General features: G+C 63.4%; 13 protein-coding genes and 1 tRNA gene. 3 read left to right on the top strand and 11 right to left on the bottom strand.

Features of this window, described 5'->3' with window-relative positions; translation table 11 throughout:
• Nucleotides 1-23: 23 nt before the first annotated feature.
• Nucleotides 24-524 carry a 3'-5' exoribonuclease gene (locus tag KKQ75_RS03795; RefSeq protein ID WP_213360429.1) on the bottom strand — a complete coding sequence of 167 codons (501 nt, stop codon included), beginning with the start codon at nt 522-524 and terminating at the stop codon, nt 24-26.
• Nucleotides 525-764: 240 nt separating this feature from the next.
• On the opposite strand from KKQ75_RS03795, the gene KKQ75_RS03800 reads away from it, so the two are divergent.
• The gene (locus tag KKQ75_RS03800; RefSeq protein WP_213360431.1) at nt 765-2,144 is read left to right on the top strand and encodes an L-serine ammonia-lyase; all 1,380 of its coding nucleotides are present in this window, start codon (nt 765-767) and stop codon (nt 2,142-2,144) included.
• A gap of 69 nt (nt 2,145-2,213) precedes the next feature.
• Here KKQ75_RS03800 and KKQ75_RS03805 read toward each other — a convergent pair whose 3' ends face one another.
• The 10 genes from KKQ75_RS03805 to thrS form a co-directional block, all read right to left on the bottom strand.
• Entirely contained in the window at nt 2,214-2,483 is a 270-nt protein-coding gene (locus KKQ75_RS03805) for an Ohr family peroxiredoxin (RefSeq protein WP_434087717.1), read from the bottom strand.
• A gap of 398 nt (nt 2,484-2,881) precedes the next feature.
• Nucleotides 2,882-2,958, bottom strand: a tRNA-Pro gene (locus KKQ75_RS03810).
• Between the two features lie 103 nt (nt 2,959-3,061).
• A complete protein-coding gene (locus KKQ75_RS03815; protein ID WP_213360433.1) occupies nt 3,062-3,529 on the bottom strand; it encodes a MerR family transcriptional regulator in 468 nt (155 codons plus the stop codon).
• A gap of 304 nt (nt 3,530-3,833) precedes the next feature.
• Nucleotides 3,834-4,169 carry an integration host factor subunit alpha gene (locus KKQ75_RS03820; RefSeq protein ID WP_213360435.1) on the bottom strand — a complete coding sequence of 112 codons (336 nt, stop codon included), beginning with the start codon at nt 4,167-4,169 and terminating at the stop codon, nt 3,834-3,836.
• A gap of 49 nt (nt 4,170-4,218) precedes the next feature.
• Nucleotides 4,219-6,645 carry a phenylalanine--tRNA ligase subunit beta gene (pheT, locus tag KKQ75_RS03825; RefSeq protein ID WP_213360436.1) on the bottom strand — a complete coding sequence of 809 codons (2,427 nt, stop codon included), beginning with the start codon at nt 6,643-6,645 and terminating at the stop codon, nt 4,219-4,221.
• A 75-nt stretch (nt 6,646-6,720) separates the two neighbouring features.
• On the bottom strand, nt 6,721-7,773 hold the full coding sequence (gene pheS / locus KKQ75_RS03830) for a phenylalanine--tRNA ligase subunit alpha (RefSeq protein ID WP_213360439.1): 1,053 nt from the start codon (nt 7,771-7,773) through the stop codon (nt 6,721-6,723).
• A gap of 286 nt (nt 7,774-8,059) precedes the next feature.
• Complete coding sequence (gene rplT, locus KKQ75_RS03835) at nt 8,060-8,419, bottom strand: 50S ribosomal protein L20 (RefSeq protein WP_091815225.1); 360 nt, start codon at nt 8,417-8,419, stop codon at nt 8,060-8,062.
• 26 nt (nt 8,420-8,445) lie between these two features.
• A complete protein-coding gene (gene rpmI / locus KKQ75_RS03840) occupies nt 8,446-8,649 on the bottom strand; it encodes a 50S ribosomal protein L35 (RefSeq protein ID WP_091815223.1) in 204 nt (67 codons plus the stop codon).
• 153 nt (nt 8,650-8,802) lie between these two features.
• Complete coding sequence (gene infC / locus KKQ75_RS03845; RefSeq protein WP_213362663.1) at nt 8,803-9,408, bottom strand: translation initiation factor IF-3; 606 nt, start codon at nt 9,406-9,408, stop codon at nt 8,803-8,805.
• Nucleotides 9,409-9,481: 73 nt separating this feature from the next.
• On the bottom strand, nt 9,482-11,413 hold the full coding sequence (thrS, locus tag KKQ75_RS03850) for a threonine--tRNA ligase (RefSeq protein ID WP_213360440.1): 1,932 nt from the start codon (nt 11,411-11,413) through the stop codon (nt 9,482-9,484).
• Between the two features lie 401 nt (nt 11,414-11,814).
• Between thrS and KKQ75_RS03855 the strand changes: the two genes are divergently transcribed.
• The gene (locus KKQ75_RS03855) at nt 11,815-12,438 is read left to right on the top strand and encodes a DUF6806 family protein (protein ID WP_213360441.1); all 624 of its coding nucleotides are present in this window, start codon (nt 11,815-11,817) and stop codon (nt 12,436-12,438) included.
• Between the two features lie 59 nt (nt 12,439-12,497).
• The gene (locus KKQ75_RS03860) at nt 12,498-13,811 is read left to right on the top strand and encodes an MFS transporter (RefSeq protein ID WP_213360442.1); all 1,314 of its coding nucleotides are present in this window, start codon (nt 12,498-12,500) and stop codon (nt 13,809-13,811) included.
• Nucleotides 13,812-13,865: the final 54 nt, after the last annotated feature.

Genomic DNA, 13,865 nt, shown 5'->3' on the forward strand with positions numbered 1-13,865 from the left:
CATTTTCAACCCACAAAAAACCACTAGCGCGACTTCCGTGCCACCGCCTCCCAGGCCAGCACCCCCGCCCGCAGACTGCGCGCATCCGCCAGCGCATGGTGCGGCATCCATTCCAGCGAATACACCGCCGCATGTGCCTCCCGAAACGCCGGATGGTGCAGCGTATCTGCCCACACAAACTCGCGCGATTGCAGCGTCGTGGGCAAACGCAGCCGCTCCTCGGAGATCAGCGTTTGCGTCAGCAGCAGCCAGTCATCCGCATAGTCATACACCATGCACACCGGCTCGCCCAGCGCCTCCAGCCAGCCATGCAGCCGCTCCCCGAGCGTTCCGGCATCGCAGGCTGCCCCCGGCACGCGCCCCAGCAAGGGCAGCACATGCGCATGCACAAACGCGCTGCACGCCTCGCGCGAAAAATCGGTGCGCTCGGCATAGAACTCCCGCCCGTCTTCCGTCACCAGCCCCAGGCTGATCAGCTCGGGCAGATTGAAATTGGTGAATTCGGTATCGAGAAAAACACGCATGAATCTTCCTGATTGGGAATGACGAGCCGCCAGCCTTGCTTGGGACTTACCCTCCGTCTGCTTGGCTTAATCTGCCATCATCCGGCAGCGCCGCCACATACGCAAGTAGCCGTGCGGCGCGCAGCAATCACACCGATGGATTTACTCGCACCTGCAGGGGCAAAGCCGCGCCAGTTTGCCTTGCCGACGACAATACCCCAAGATGCCGTCCCATCATCATTACCGCATTTTCAGGCATCCATGATCAGCGCGCTCGACCTGTTCAAGATCGGCATCGGCCCCTCCAGCTCCCACACCGTCGGCCCCATGCGGGCGGCCTGCAATTTCGCCCGCCATCTGCAGGAGGCCGGCCTGCTGTCTGCCGTGCAGCGTGTGCAGATCAGGCTCTACGGCTCGCTCTCGGCCACCGGCGTCGGCCACGGCACTGACCGTGCCATCATCGCCGGCCTGATGGGTCAGCAACCCGACCAGGCTGATCCCGACCAGATGACCCAGGCCGTGGATGCCGTGCAGCTGGACGTCAGCCTGCCCCTGGCAGGCGCCCACCCCATTGCCTTTGACTGGCAGCGCGACCTGCAGTTCCAGCCCGTCAGCCTGCCGCGCCATCCCAACGCCATGCGCCTGACCGCATTCGGGCAGGAGGGGCAGACCGTTTACGAAAACACTTACTACTCCATCGGCGGCGGCTTCGTCATCGATGAAGCCCAGGCCGTCGAAGGCCAGACCGGCGCCCCGCGCGAGGAAGTCGAACTGCCTTTCGACGATGCCGAACAGATGCTCACACTCTGCCGCCAGCACAATCTGCGCCTGGCCGACCTGGTGCTGCGCAACGAGCGCACCTGGCGCCCCGAAGCCGAAACCCGCGCCGCCTTGCTCGACATCTGGGCCACCATGCGCGCCTGCGTCAGCCGCGGCCTGCGTCAGGAAGGGACGCTCCCAGGCGGTCTCGACGTGGAACGCCGCGCCCCCGGCATGTACCGCCGCCTCCACGCGCGTGACGCGCTGCCCAACCTCATCACCCAGACCTTCTCCGCCATGGACTGGGTCAACCTCTACGCTCTGGCCGTCAACGAGGAAAATGCCGCGGGTGGCCGCGTCGTCACCGCGCCCACCAACGGCGCCGCAGGCATCATCCCGGCGGTACTGCACTACTTCATGGATTTCCAGCGCGGCGCCAATGACGACGACGTGGTCGACTTCCTGCTTGCCGCCACTGCCATCGGGGTGCTGCTCAAGCGCAATGCTTCCATTTCGGGGGCGGAAGTCGGCTGTCAGGGCGAAGTCGGCTCTGCCTGCGCCATGGCTGCGGCAGGCCTCACCCAGGTGTTGGGAGGCACGCCGGAACAAGTCGAAAACGCCGCCGAAATCGGCCTGGAACACAACCTAGGCCTTACTTGCGATCCCGTGGGCGGCCTGGTGCAGGTGCCCTGCATCGAGCGCAACGCCATGGGCGCCATCAAGGCCATCAACGCCGCTCAGCTTGCGCTGTCGGGTGATGGCAGGCACAAGGTCAGCCTCGACACAGCCATCCGCACCATGCGCGATACCGGGCGCGACATGCTGGACAAGTACAAGGAAACGTCGCGGGGCGGGCTGGCCGTGGCCTATGCCGAATGCTGAAGCAGGCAGGTCTGCGCTGACGGTACGCAGTTTCTTGCTCGAACAGGGCCAGGTCGCCCTGGTTACGGCTTACGTGGTCGAGACATGCAGCCGCACATCGATATTGCCGCGCGTTGCGTTGGAGTAGGGGCAAACCTGATGCGTGGCTTCCACCAGCTTGCGAGCCTCTGCCTCTGGCAGACCCTCAACATGGACATACAGGTCCACATCCAGGGCATAACCGCCACTGGCCGTTTGTCCGATGCCGACCTCCACCGAAGTCCACGTGCTCCTGGGCTCCAGCTTCAATTGCTTGGCAGCAACCGGCAGGGCATTGTCGAAGCAGGCCGCATAGCCCATCGCAAACAGCTGCTCGGGATTGGCGCCGGCTTTCCCCGAGCCCGGAACGGCCGATCCAGCGCCAGACTGCCGTCGTCCAGCGCAGTGCGGCCGGAACGTCCCCCGATGGAGGTAGCACGAGTCTTGTAGAAGATTTTCATGAAGATTTCCTGTTATGCAAGAGTGGGGCAGCAGCTGCCGTTATCGGCCATGCCCTGCCATTGGTTGACTTTTCATCGTTCGGAGGCATGGCAAATTTCCAGCTTTTCCATGACACCGCAAGTAATGAGAATGGAAATCATAAATTGAATAGACCGGTCGTCTAAAACGGCAACGACAAATCCCTGCCTGTGAAAGGTGTTTGCTGATGGTGCGCAAAAGAAAAACGGACTACGGTGTTAACCGTAGTCCGTTGATTATGGTCGGCGTGGCGGGATTCGAACTCGCGACCCCTTGCACCCCATGCAAGTGCGCTACCAGGCTGCGCCACACGCCGAGAACATCAATTATATGCTGATTTTTGAGGTTTTGAAAAGATGCAGAAAATTTTCTGCAGCAGCGTTCGGGCAGGGCGCCAGACGCCTCCAGCTCGCCCAGCTTCAAGCCAGAAACGACAGGATCGCCTCCAGCTCACGGCGCAGGCTGGCCACATCCGCAATCGGTTCAGACCCGGTGTTCGCCGGGATGCCATCGCCCCCAGCCACTCCTGCGGCGTCAATCGCAGCAGCCCCGGCCGCCACACCGGCAACTGCAGCCCCATTCGTTCCATTCACCTCGGCCGCAGCAGAAGCCGCCGCCTTGCCCTTGCTCATCTCCAGCTGATGCCGCGCGCCGCTGATGGTGAAACCCTGCTCATACAGAAGATCGCGGATGCGGCGCACCATCAGCACCTCGTGGTGCTGGTAGTAGCGGCGGTTGCCGCGGCGCTTCATGGGGTTGAGCTGGGTAAATTCCTGCTCCCAGTAACGCAGCACATGCGGCTTGACACCGCAGAGTTCTGCGACTTCGCCGATGGTGAAGTAGCGTTTGGCAGGAATGGCGGGAAGATTCGGAGTGAGGGTGCTCATGGCAACAACAATGCACGCAGCAAGCAAGGCGCTGCAAACCGATAGCATAGCCTAAAGTTGCGCCTGTTTGTGAAGGTAGGGTTTCAAAAAGTCCGCTTAGAGGATGATTCTGCAGGGATTTTTCAAAAAGACTGACGATGCAAGTCACCAGCGTGCAGTGCACGCATCAGCGCCTCCTCACTTCCCCATACTTCAAGTAATTCCTGAACTCACCCCGCATACACGCCTGGAGCTAGTTGAGAAAATACATGAAAAAAGGACCGCAACCGCGGCCCCTGAAAGAGAAATTTCCATTAACGGAAAATTATTCCTCGTCGCCAGCCCCTTCATCGCCCTGCACAATCGCCTTGAGCTTGTGGCTGGCATGAAAAGTCACCACCCGGCGTGCCTCGATCGAGATCAGCTCGCCCGTGCGCGGGTTGCGTCCCGGCCGTGGCGATTTGGCGCGCAGCTGGAAGTTGCCAAAGCCGGAGATTTTCACGTCATTGCCCTTGACCAGTTCCTGCGCGATCAGGTCGAAAAAGGCGTCGACCATGTCCTTGGCCTCGCGCTTGTTCAGGCCGATGTTGTCGAACAGCTTTTCGGCCAGCTGGGCCTTGGTCAGCGTCGGGGTTTCGAGGGAGTCGAGTGCGATTTCCATGACAGTCGTTTGATTCAGTTCCGGTGATTCTCGCAGAAATTACGCCAACTTAGCCGCGCAGGCGGGCGCCGACGCTGCTTGCGAGTTGCTGCAGCACCGCCTGGCGCGCGCTTTCCAGCGATTCGTCGGTATGCGCGGCCGCCTCGTTCAGGAACTGCAGGCGGATCGCCACGCTCTTTTCGCCGGCGGCCAGCCAGTCGGCCTGGCTGTTCTTGCCGGCGCGGAACACGTCGAACACCACGGCGCTGCGCAACGTGCCGTTTGTGGGCGCCGCCATGGCGGCAGCCACCAGCGCGTCGTGCGTCACCGATTCCTTCACGATCACGGCAATGTCGCGCTCGGCGGCCTGGTACTTGGAGACGGACGCAAACTTCGGCAGCGGGCGCTGCAGCACGGCATCCCAGTCCAGCTCGAACACCACCGGCGCCTGCGGCAGATCATAGGCCTGGCGCCAGCGCGGATGCAGCTCGCCGACAAAGCCGATCGCCTTGCCATCGACCAGCACGCGTGCGCAACGGCCCGGATGCAGGGCAGGGTGCTCGGCCGGCTCGAAGGTGGCGCGCAGCGGAGCCAGCAGCGCTTCCACATCGCCCTTCACATCGTAGAAATCGACCGCGCTGTCCTTGCTGCTCCACTGCAGCGCCTGCACCGGCCCGTAAGCCATGCCGGCCACGCGCGTGGGCTGGGCAAAGCCGGCCACGCTGCTGTCGCTCTCCACCACAGAGTCGTCACGCAGGAACACCGCGCCCACCTCGAACACCCGCACGCGGCTGGCCTTGCGGTCCAGATTGAACTTCACCACGTTCAGCAGCGAACCGATCAGCGAGGAGCGCATCACGCTCATCTGGCTGGCGATCGGGTTCATCAGCCTGATCGGGTTGGCGTTGCCCGCCAGCTCGTTCTCCCAGCGTTCTTCCACGAAGCTGTAGTTGATGGTTTCCTGATAGCCCAGGCCGGCCAGTTGGCGGCGCACGGCATAGGGGTTGCGCTCGGTCTCGCGGCGCAATTTGGGCGTGATGGGCGCCTGCGGCGGCGTGGTCGGCAGCTTCTCGTAGCCGATCACGCGGATCACTTCCTCGATCAGGTCCTCTTCCAGTTGCAGGTCGAAGCGGTAGGTCGGCGGCGTGACGGTGATCACGCCATTCTGAGCCGTGGCCGGCAGGCCCAGACCGCGCAGGGCGTTCAGGCACTGCTCCTCGGTCACCGGCATGCCGATCACCTTGCAGGCGCGTTCCACGCGCAGCGTCACCGGTTGCGGCTGCGGCATATTGGGCTGCACATCGCTGGCCGGGCCGGCCTGGCCGCCACAGATCTCCAGAATGAGCTGGCTGATGCGCTCTACCACCTGTGCGGTGCGCGCCGGATCGACGCCGCGCTCGTAGCGGTGGCCGGCATCGGTGCTGAAGTTGTAGCGGCGCGAGCGGCCGGCAATCGCCTTGGGCCACCAGAAGGCGACCTCCACGTACACGTTCTTGGTGTCGTCGCTCACCGAAGTGGCATCGCCGCCCATGATGCCGGCCAGCGATTCGACTTCCTTGGTATCGGCGATCACCCCGACCGTCTCGTCCAGGGTCACGGTGTTGCCGTTGAGCAGCTTGAGCTGTTCGCCGGGCTTGCCCCAGCGCACCTGCAGCTGGGAACCGGCAATCTTGTCGGCATCGAAGATGTGCGAGGGCTGGCCCAGCTCGAACATCACGTAGTTGGAGATGTCCACCAGCGCCGAGACGCTGCGCTGGCCGCAACGCGCCAGGCGATCCACCATCCAGGCAGGCGTCTGGGCATCGGTATTCACGCCGGTGATCACGCGGCCGCTGAAGCGCCCGCACAGATCCGGCGCCTGCACTTCCACCTTCACCTGCTCGCTGGCGGTGACCGGTACCTGCGCTTCGGGCAGAGCCTGCAGCGGCGCGCCGGTCAGGGCAGACACTTCGCGCGCCACGCCATACACGCTCAGGCAGTGCGCCAGGTTGGGCGTGAGCTTGAGCGTGAACAGGGTGTCGTCCAGATCCAGATGCTCGCGGATGTTCTGGCCGACCGGGGCATCAGCCGCCAGTTCCAGCAGGCCGCCGTGGTCTTCCGACAGGCCCAGTTCGCGTGCCGAGCACAGCATGCCGTAGCTCTCCACACCACGCAGTTTGCCCACCTTGATCTTGAACGGCTTGCCATCCTCGCCCGGAGGCAGCTCGGCGCCAACCAGCGCGCAGGGCACGCGGATGCCGACGCGGGCATTGGGCGCACCGCAGACGATTGGCAGCAGCTCCGGCTGACCTACATCCACCTTGCACACGCGCAGGCGGTCGGCGTCGGGATGCTGCTCGGCCTCCTTGATCTCGCCCACCACGATGGAGGAGAAGGGCGGAGCGACGGGCGACAGCTCTTCCACTTCCAGGCCGGCCATGGTCAGGGTATCGGCCAGTTGCTGGGTGGTGAGCGAAGGATTGCAGAAACTGCGGAGCCAGGATTCGGGAAATTGCATGATGCTCTCGGAAAATGCGGGGACGGTCGGACAACGGGGCTTGGCAGGGCGGCGCCCACGGGCGCCGGCAGCCGATCAGCGGAACTGGCTGAGGAAGCGCACGTCGCCGTCGAAGAACAGGCGCAGGTCGTTCACGCCATAACGCAGCATGGTGAAACGGTCCAGGCCCATGCCGAAGGCAAAGCCGATGTACTGCTCGGGGTCCAGCCCCATGTTGCGCACCACGTTGGGATGCGTCTGGCCGCTGCCGGCCACTTCCAGCCATTTGCCGGCCAGCGGGCCGCTCTGGAACTGGATGTCGATTTCGGCGCTCGGCTCGGTGAACGGAAAGAAGCTCGGGCGGAAGCGCAGCACCAGGTCATCGCTCTCGAAGAAGGTGCGGCAGAAGTCGGTAAACACCACCTTCAGGTCCTTGAAGCTGATGTTCTGGCCGATCCACAGGCCTTCGCACTGGTGGAACATGGGCGAGTGCGTCGCATCGCTGTCCACGCGGTAGGTGCGGCCCGGGGCGATGACGCGGATCTCGGGCATGGTCTGGCCGGCATCGATCAGGCCGCGGTGACGCTTCACGTGCTGCACCGCATGGCGGATCTGCATCGGGCTGGTGTGCGTGCGCAGCAGGTTGGGAGCCTTCTCGCTGCCGCCTTCCACATAGAAGGTGTCGTGCATGGAGCGCGCCGGATGGTCTTCGGGCGTGTTCAGCGCGGTGAAGTTGAACCAGTCGGACTCGATCTCGGGGCCGCGTGCCACTTCAAAGCCCATGGAACCGAAGATCGACTCGATGCGCTCCAGCGTGAGCGTGACCGGGTGCAGACCGCCAGCGCCGCGCGTGCGGCCGGGCAGCGTTACATCCAGCGCCTCGGCCTGCAGCTGCGCCTGCAGCTCGGCTTCGGCCAGCGCGTTGCGGCGCGCCGTCAGCGCAGCCTCGATCGCCTGCTTGGCCTGGTTGATGGCGGCGCCGCGGGTCTTCTTTTCTTCCACCGACAGCTTGGCCATGCCCTTCATCAGCTCGGTGATCTGGCCGGCCTTGCCCAGGAAGCGCGCCTTGGCGTTTTCCAGGTCGTTCGGGGTGGCGGCTTCGGCAAAACTCTGCTGCGCGCTGGCAACAATGGCGTCCAGGTCGTTCATGGTGGCAATCAGGAGAAAAAAGGGCGCTGGCAGGCGTCGGGCATCTGCCGGCGGTTCAACAACAAGGGGCGGACAGCAGCGCTGTCGCCCCACCGGCAGACCGGGCTGCCGGATCAGGGAGGCATGCGTCAGCACGGCAACCGGGGAGGGCGCTGCACTGGCGGATGCCATCCGGACAAGTCTAAAGAAAAAGGGCTGGCACTTTGCAGAACCAGCCCTTGTTTCTTGGCTCGGAACCCTGTTGGTCGTGTTGAGGCAACAGTGACTGGCAGGGTTCCTCGTGCAATCAGGCGGCCAGCTTGGCTTTGACCTGGTTGACGATGGCTGCGAAAGCGGCTTCGTCATGCACGGCGATGTCGGCCAGCACCTTGCGGTCCAGACCGATGGCAGCCTTGTTCAGACCATTGATGAACTGGCTGTAAGTCAGGCCATTGGCACGGGCTGCGGCGTTGATACGCGCGATCCACAGCTGGCGGAACACGCGCTTCTTGGTACGGCGGTCACGGTAGGCATACTGGCCAGCCTTCATGACGGCCTGTTTGGCTACGCGGTAGACGTTACCACGACGACCACGGAAACCTTTTGCAAGGGCGAGAACTTTCTTGTGACGGGCACGTGCCGTTACACCACGTTTGACGCGAGGCATTATCTATCTCCTTGTTCGTCGGTTGATTACAGGCCTTGCTTGGGCAGCATCTGTGCCATGTGACCCATGTTGGTCTCATGCACGTTCACTGCACCGCGCAGGTGGCGCTTGTTCTTGGTGGTTTTCTTGGTCAGGATGTGGCGCTTGAAAGCCTGGCCACGCTTGACGCTGCCACCGGGACGAACGCGGAAACGTTTTTTCGCGCTGCTCTTGGTCTTCATCTTGGGCATTGGAATGCTCCTATTTGTTGTGCTCGTGAGGCGGAATGCCACCTTGGCATCCTCTTGCTGGCCCCGAGCCACTTGTTGTGCCCCGGCACGAATGCCCGGGCAGTGCTGAAGGCAGGGCGCTTGCGCGTCCTGCCCTCGAACCTCTTGCAGAATTTACTGCTTGGCTTCTTCAGCCGGTGCAGCCGGCTTGGCTGTGGCAGTCGGCTTCTTGCGGCCGGGGGCGATCATCATGATCATCTGGCGGCCTTCCAGCTTGGGGAAGGACTCGACCGTGATGGCATCACCCAGTTCGTCGCGGATGCGCTGGAGCAGGGCCATGCCGATCTCCTGGTGCGTGATCTCGCGGCCGCGGAAACGGAGCGTGATTTTACACTTGTCGCCGTCTTCCAGGAAGCGGCGGATGTTGCGCATCTTGATGTTGTAATCGCCGTCGTCGGTGCCGGGGCGGAACTTGATTTCCTTGACCTCGATGACCTTCTGCTTGGCCTTGGCCTCGGCTGCCTTCTTCTGCTCCTGGTACTTGAACTTGCCGTAGTCCATCAGGCGGCAGACCGGGGGATTGGCCATGGCGGCAATCTCGACCAGATCCACGTCCAGGTCACCGGCCATGCGCAGGGCTTCCTGGATGCTGACGATGCCCAGCGGCTCGTTGTCGGGGCCCGACAGACGTACTTCGGGGGCATTGATTTCACGGTTCAGGCGATGCTTGCGCTCTTCACGGTGACGGCGATCACGGTATTCGGTAGCTATGGTAAATATCCTTTCAACGTTGTCTCAGTACGCCAGAAAGGCGGCTGGCCTTTCACTCGGGTGAAAAACCGCCGCCAAGTGCTCAAGCCTGCTCCGGTGTGGAAACGGCGGATTTGCGGGCGATGTCGTCCTGCAGCAGCTTGGCGAAGCTCTCGACCGACATCACGCCCAGATCCTGATTGCCTCTGGCGCGTACCGCCACGTTGCCATTTTCCTTTTCCTTGTCGCCGACGACGAGGATGTACGGCAGCTTTTGCGTGGCGTGACTGCGTATTTTATAGGTAATCTTGTCATTGTGCAGGTCTGTGATGACCCTAACACCTTGATTTCGCAGCATCCGAGCCACGTTTTGGGCATATTCGGCCTGTGCGTCGGTGATATTGAGCACCGCCACCTGCACCGGAGCGAGCCAGGCGGGCAGGGCGCCCGCATATTGTTCGATCAGGATACCGATGAAACGTTCCAGGCTGCCGACGATGGCGCGGTGCAGCATCACCGGGCGATGGCGGTTGCCGTCCTCACCCACGAACTCGGCATCCAGCCGCTCCGGCATGGAGAAATCGACCTGGATGGTGCCGCACTGCCATTCACGGCCGATGGCGTCCTTGAGGGTGTATTCGATCTTGGGGCCATAGAAGGCGCCGTCGCCGGGAGAAATCACGTACTCGCAGCCGGAGGCGCGCAGGCTTTCCATCAGCGCGTGCTCGGCCTTGTCCCAGACCTCGTCCGAGCCGATGCGCTGTTCGGGGCGGGTGGACACCTTGTAGATGATGTTGGTGAAGCCGAAGTCGGCATAGACCTTCTGCAGCAGGCTGGTGAAAGCGCTGCATTCGGACAGGATCTGGTCTTCGGTACAGAAGATGTGGCCGTCGTCCTGCGTGAAGGCGCGCACGCGCATGATGCCGTGCAGGCCGCCGCTGGGTTCGTTGCGGTGGCACTGGCCGAATTCGCCGTAACGCAGCGGCAGGTCACGGTAGCTGCGCACGCCCTGCTTGTAGATCAGGATGTGGCCCGGGCAGTTCATGGGCTTCAGGGCATAGTCGCGCTTTTCACTCTCGGTGGTGAACATGTTCTCGCGGTACTTGTCCCAGTGGCCGGTCTTTTCCCACAGGCCCTTGTCGAGCAGCTGCGGGCCTTTCACTTCCTGGTAGCCGTTGTCGCGGTAGACGTTGCGCATGTACTGCTCCACCTGCTGCCAGATGCTCCAGCCCTTGGGGTGCCAGAACACGGTGCCGGGGGAGTGCTCGTCGATGTGGAACAGGTCCAGTTCGCGCGCCAGTTTGCGGTGGTCGCGTTTCTCGGCTTCTTCCAGCATGTGCAGATAGGCTTTGAGCTCATCCTTGCTGGCCCACGCGGTGCCGTAGATGCGCTGCAGCATCTCGTTCTTGCTGTCGCCGCGCCAGTAGGCACCGGCCACCTTCATCAGCTTGAAGTGCTTGAGCTTGCCAGTGCTGGGCACGTGCGGGCCGCGGCACAGGTCCTCGAAGGCGCCTTCGCGGTAGAGCGACACATCCTCGTTGCTCGGGATGCTGGCGATGATCTCGGCCTTGTAGTTCTCGCCCAGGCCCTTGAAGTAGGCCACGGCCTCGTCGCGCGGCAGCACGCGGCGCACCACCGGCTCGTCCTTGTTGGACAGCTCGGTCATCTTCTTCTCGATGGCGGCCAGGTCTTCCGGCGTAAACGGGCGCTTGTAGCTGAAGTCGTAGTAGAAGCCGTTGTCGATCACCGGACCGATGGTGACCTGGGCGTCGGGGAACAGTTCCTTGACGGCATAGGCCAGCAGGTGGGCGGTGGAGTGGCGGATCAGCTCCAGACCGTCGGCATCCTTGGCGGTGATGATGGCTAGCGGCGCATCCTGCTCGATCAGGTAGCTGGTGTCGACCAGCTTGCCGTCCACCTTGCCGCCGAGGGCGGCCTTGGCCAGACCGCTGCCGATGCTGGCGGCCACGTCGGCCACGGTCACGGCCTGTTCAAAACTGCGTTGCGAGCCGTCGGGGAGAGTGATGGTAATCATGGTGCTGCGGAAAAAGGAGACAACAAAAAAGCGCGGACAGTGCCGCGCTTTGCTCGGAGTGCCTGGAAAGGATTCAGGCGGGCGTGCCAGCAAGCAGCGGCCCGACACCTGTGATAAGGGTGCCGGAAAAGGAAGAGGGCGTAGTTCGCGGTGTCATAACCCGTGCTGCCTTTCTCGCTCTTGGCTGTGTGGTCAATGCATATGCAGTAAAACCCCATTCTAGCGCGTCGCCATGCAGGCGTCATGAAACGGCCGCAATTTACTGATCATGCCTGTGGACGCAGCGGCACACCTGTGCGGGCAAGCTCCGGTACACTTGGACGATGTCCGGCAGCCGTGTGCTCCCGGCACTGCCCGGCAGCCTGGCTGCCGGAGGACAAGACAATCTGCAGAGAAATCCTATGGCACATTACGACCCCCCCTTTGAGATTCATGTGCACGGCGAGGTCTCTTTGCATCCCGACGTGAAAGTGGCCGACGTGCAGGAGGCCCTCAAGCCCCTGTGGCAATATGCCGGCGCCCGCTCGCTGGCCGAAGGCGCCATCAGCCACTACGAGGAAGAACCCGGCCTGCAGTTCGACCAGCGCCAGCACCTGCTGCGCATGTGCTGGACGGTGCGCGGCGACGAGGACTTCCGCCGCAATGTCGACGACATGTGCATGAACCTGAACGAGCTTGCCAGCACCGGCGCGCCGATCGAGGTCACTTTCTACGACGCAGAATTCGACGAGGAAGACGAAGAGATGCGCGACGAGGACTCGCGTGACGACTTCATGATCGTCTTCGTCGGCCCCACGCCCGCGGCCATCATGCAGGTGCAGCGCGACCTGCTGGTACAGGACGTGATCAGCCTGATGGAGCGCCATTTCGATGCGTCCGAGCTGACCGGTGTGGTGGGCGAGGTGGACAAGCTGTTCACCCAGCGCTTCGATGCGCTGGTGGAATCGCTCGAGATCGGCAAGCCGCCGCGCGGCAGCGGCAATGGCGGCCATCGCGGGCGCAACAAGCCGCGGCACCTGCACTGAACGGAACCGTCACGCGAGTCTGGCAGACTGTCGGCTTTTCCATGCTGTCTGCCTGATTCATGCGCCTGCTTCCCGATTCCGCCCTGAACCCCGGCGTGCGCCGCCGCGAGGTGTTCGGCTGGGCGATGTACGACTTTGCCAACTCGGGCTACACCACCGTGGTGCTCACGGCGGTGTTCTCCGCCTATTTCGTGGCGGGGATTGCGGGCAAGGCGGATTGGGCGACGCTGGCCTGGACGCTGGCGCTGGGCGTTTCCAATGCCGTGGTGATGCTGCTCATGCCGGCGATCGGTGCCTGGGCGGATGCGCATGCGCAGAAGAAGCGGCTGCTGATGCTGACCACGGCGGGCTGTGTGCTGGCCACGGCGGCGCTGGCGCTGGCGCAGCCGGGCATGGTGGCGCTGGCCGTGGGGCTGATCATTGTCTCCAACATCTTCTACAGCTTTGGCGAGTCGCTGACGGCTTCCTTCCTGCCGGAACTTGCGCGGCCGGAGGCCATGGGGCGCGTGAGCGGGCTGGGCTGGGGACTGGGCTATCTGGGCGGCATGCTGACGCTGGGGCTGTGTCTGGCCTACGTGCTGTGGGCGCAGCAGCGGGGCGAGCCGGCAGCGCGCTTTGTCCCGGTCACCATGCTGCTCACGGCCGTGATGTACGGCTTGCCCGCGCTGGTCACCTTCGCCTTGCTGCGCGAACATGCGCGCCCTCCGGTGGCAGGCACCCGGGCGGCCGTGACCGTGGGTGATGCGCCGCGGCACCTGCGACAGACCTACCGGCAGGCCGCGCACTTGCCCGACCTGCGTCTGCTGCTGGGCAGCACTGTCTGCTACCAGGCGGGCGTGGCGGTGGCCATCGCGCTGGCAGCCATCTATGCCGAACAGGTGATCGGCTTTGCGCCGCAGGAAACCATGGTGCTGATTCTGGTGCTGAACCTGGCGGCGGCACTGGGCGCGCTGGTGTTCGGCTATGTGCAGGACCGTATCGGCCACCGGCTGGCCCTGTCGCTCACGCTGGTGGGTTGGATCGCGGTGTGCGTGATCGCGGCGCTGGCGCAGAACAAGGCGCAGTTCTGGGTGGCGGCCACGATTGCCGGCCTGTGCATGGGCAGCAGCCAGTCGGCGGGGCGGGCCATGGTTGGCCTGTTTGCGCCGCCGCAGCAACTGGCGGAATTCTTCGGGCTATGGACCACGGCGACGCGCATTGCCAGCATTGTCGGGCCGATCAGCTACGGGCTGATTACCTGGCTGGCGGGGGGCAACCAGCGCATTGCCATCGTGGCCTGCAGTGCCTTCTTTGTCGCCGGATTGCTGTTCCTGTGGCCGATGCGGGTGCAGCGCGGGCGCGAGGCGGCGCTGGCGTCAGTGCAGGGGGCATGAGCCCGCAGGAGTCCTGCAGGATCTCCGTGAGGTTTTTGCGCAAAGACCGGGCAG

It is taken from the genome of Brachymonas denitrificans (genome assembly GCF_907163135.1).
In the GTDB taxonomy this organism is placed as follows: Bacteria; Pseudomonadota; Gammaproteobacteria; order Burkholderiales; family Burkholderiaceae_C; genus Brachymonas; species Brachymonas denitrificans_A.

Bases quoted from the DNA above. Each gene is read 5' to 3' on its own strand.
- KKQ75_RS03795 (WP_213360429.1), bottom strand. From the start codon at position 524: ATGCGTGTTTTTCTCGATACCGAATTCACCAATTTCAATCTGCCCGAG.
- KKQ75_RS03800 (WP_213360431.1), top strand. From the start codon at position 765: ATGATCAGCGCGCTCGACCTGTTCAAGATCGGCATCGGCCCCTCCAGC.
- KKQ75_RS03805 (WP_434087717.1), bottom strand. From the start codon at position 2,483: ATGGGCTATGCGGCCTGCTTCGACAATGCCCTGCCGGTTGCTGCCAAG.
- KKQ75_RS03815 (WP_213360433.1), bottom strand. From the start codon at position 3,529: ATGAGCACCCTCACTCCGAATCTTCCCGCCATTCCTGCCAAACGCTAC.
- KKQ75_RS03820 (WP_213360435.1), bottom strand. From the start codon at position 4,169: ATGGAAATCGCACTCGACTCCCTCGAAACCCCGACGCTGACCAAGGCC.
- pheT (WP_213360436.1), bottom strand. From the start codon at position 6,645: ATGCAATTTCCCGAATCCTGGCTCCGCAGTTTCTGCAATCCTTCGCTC.
- pheS (WP_213360439.1), bottom strand. From the start codon at position 7,773: ATGAACGACCTGGACGCCATTGTTGCCAGCGCGCAGCAGAGTTTTGCC.
- rplT (WP_091815225.1), bottom strand. From the start codon at position 8,419: ATGCCTCGCGTCAAACGTGGTGTAACGGCACGTGCCCGTCACAAGAAA.
- rpmI (WP_091815223.1), bottom strand. From the start codon at position 8,649: ATGCCCAAGATGAAGACCAAGAGCAGCGCGAAAAAACGTTTCCGCGTT.
- thrS (WP_213360440.1), bottom strand. From the start codon at position 11,413: ATGATTACCATCACTCTCCCCGACGGCTCGCAACGCAGTTTTGAACAG.
- KKQ75_RS03855 (WP_213360441.1), top strand. From the start codon at position 11,815: ATGGCACATTACGACCCCCCCTTTGAGATTCATGTGCACGGCGAGGTC.
- KKQ75_RS03860 (WP_213360442.1), top strand. From the start codon at position 12,498: ATGCGCCTGCTTCCCGATTCCGCCCTGAACCCCGGCGTGCGCCGCCGC.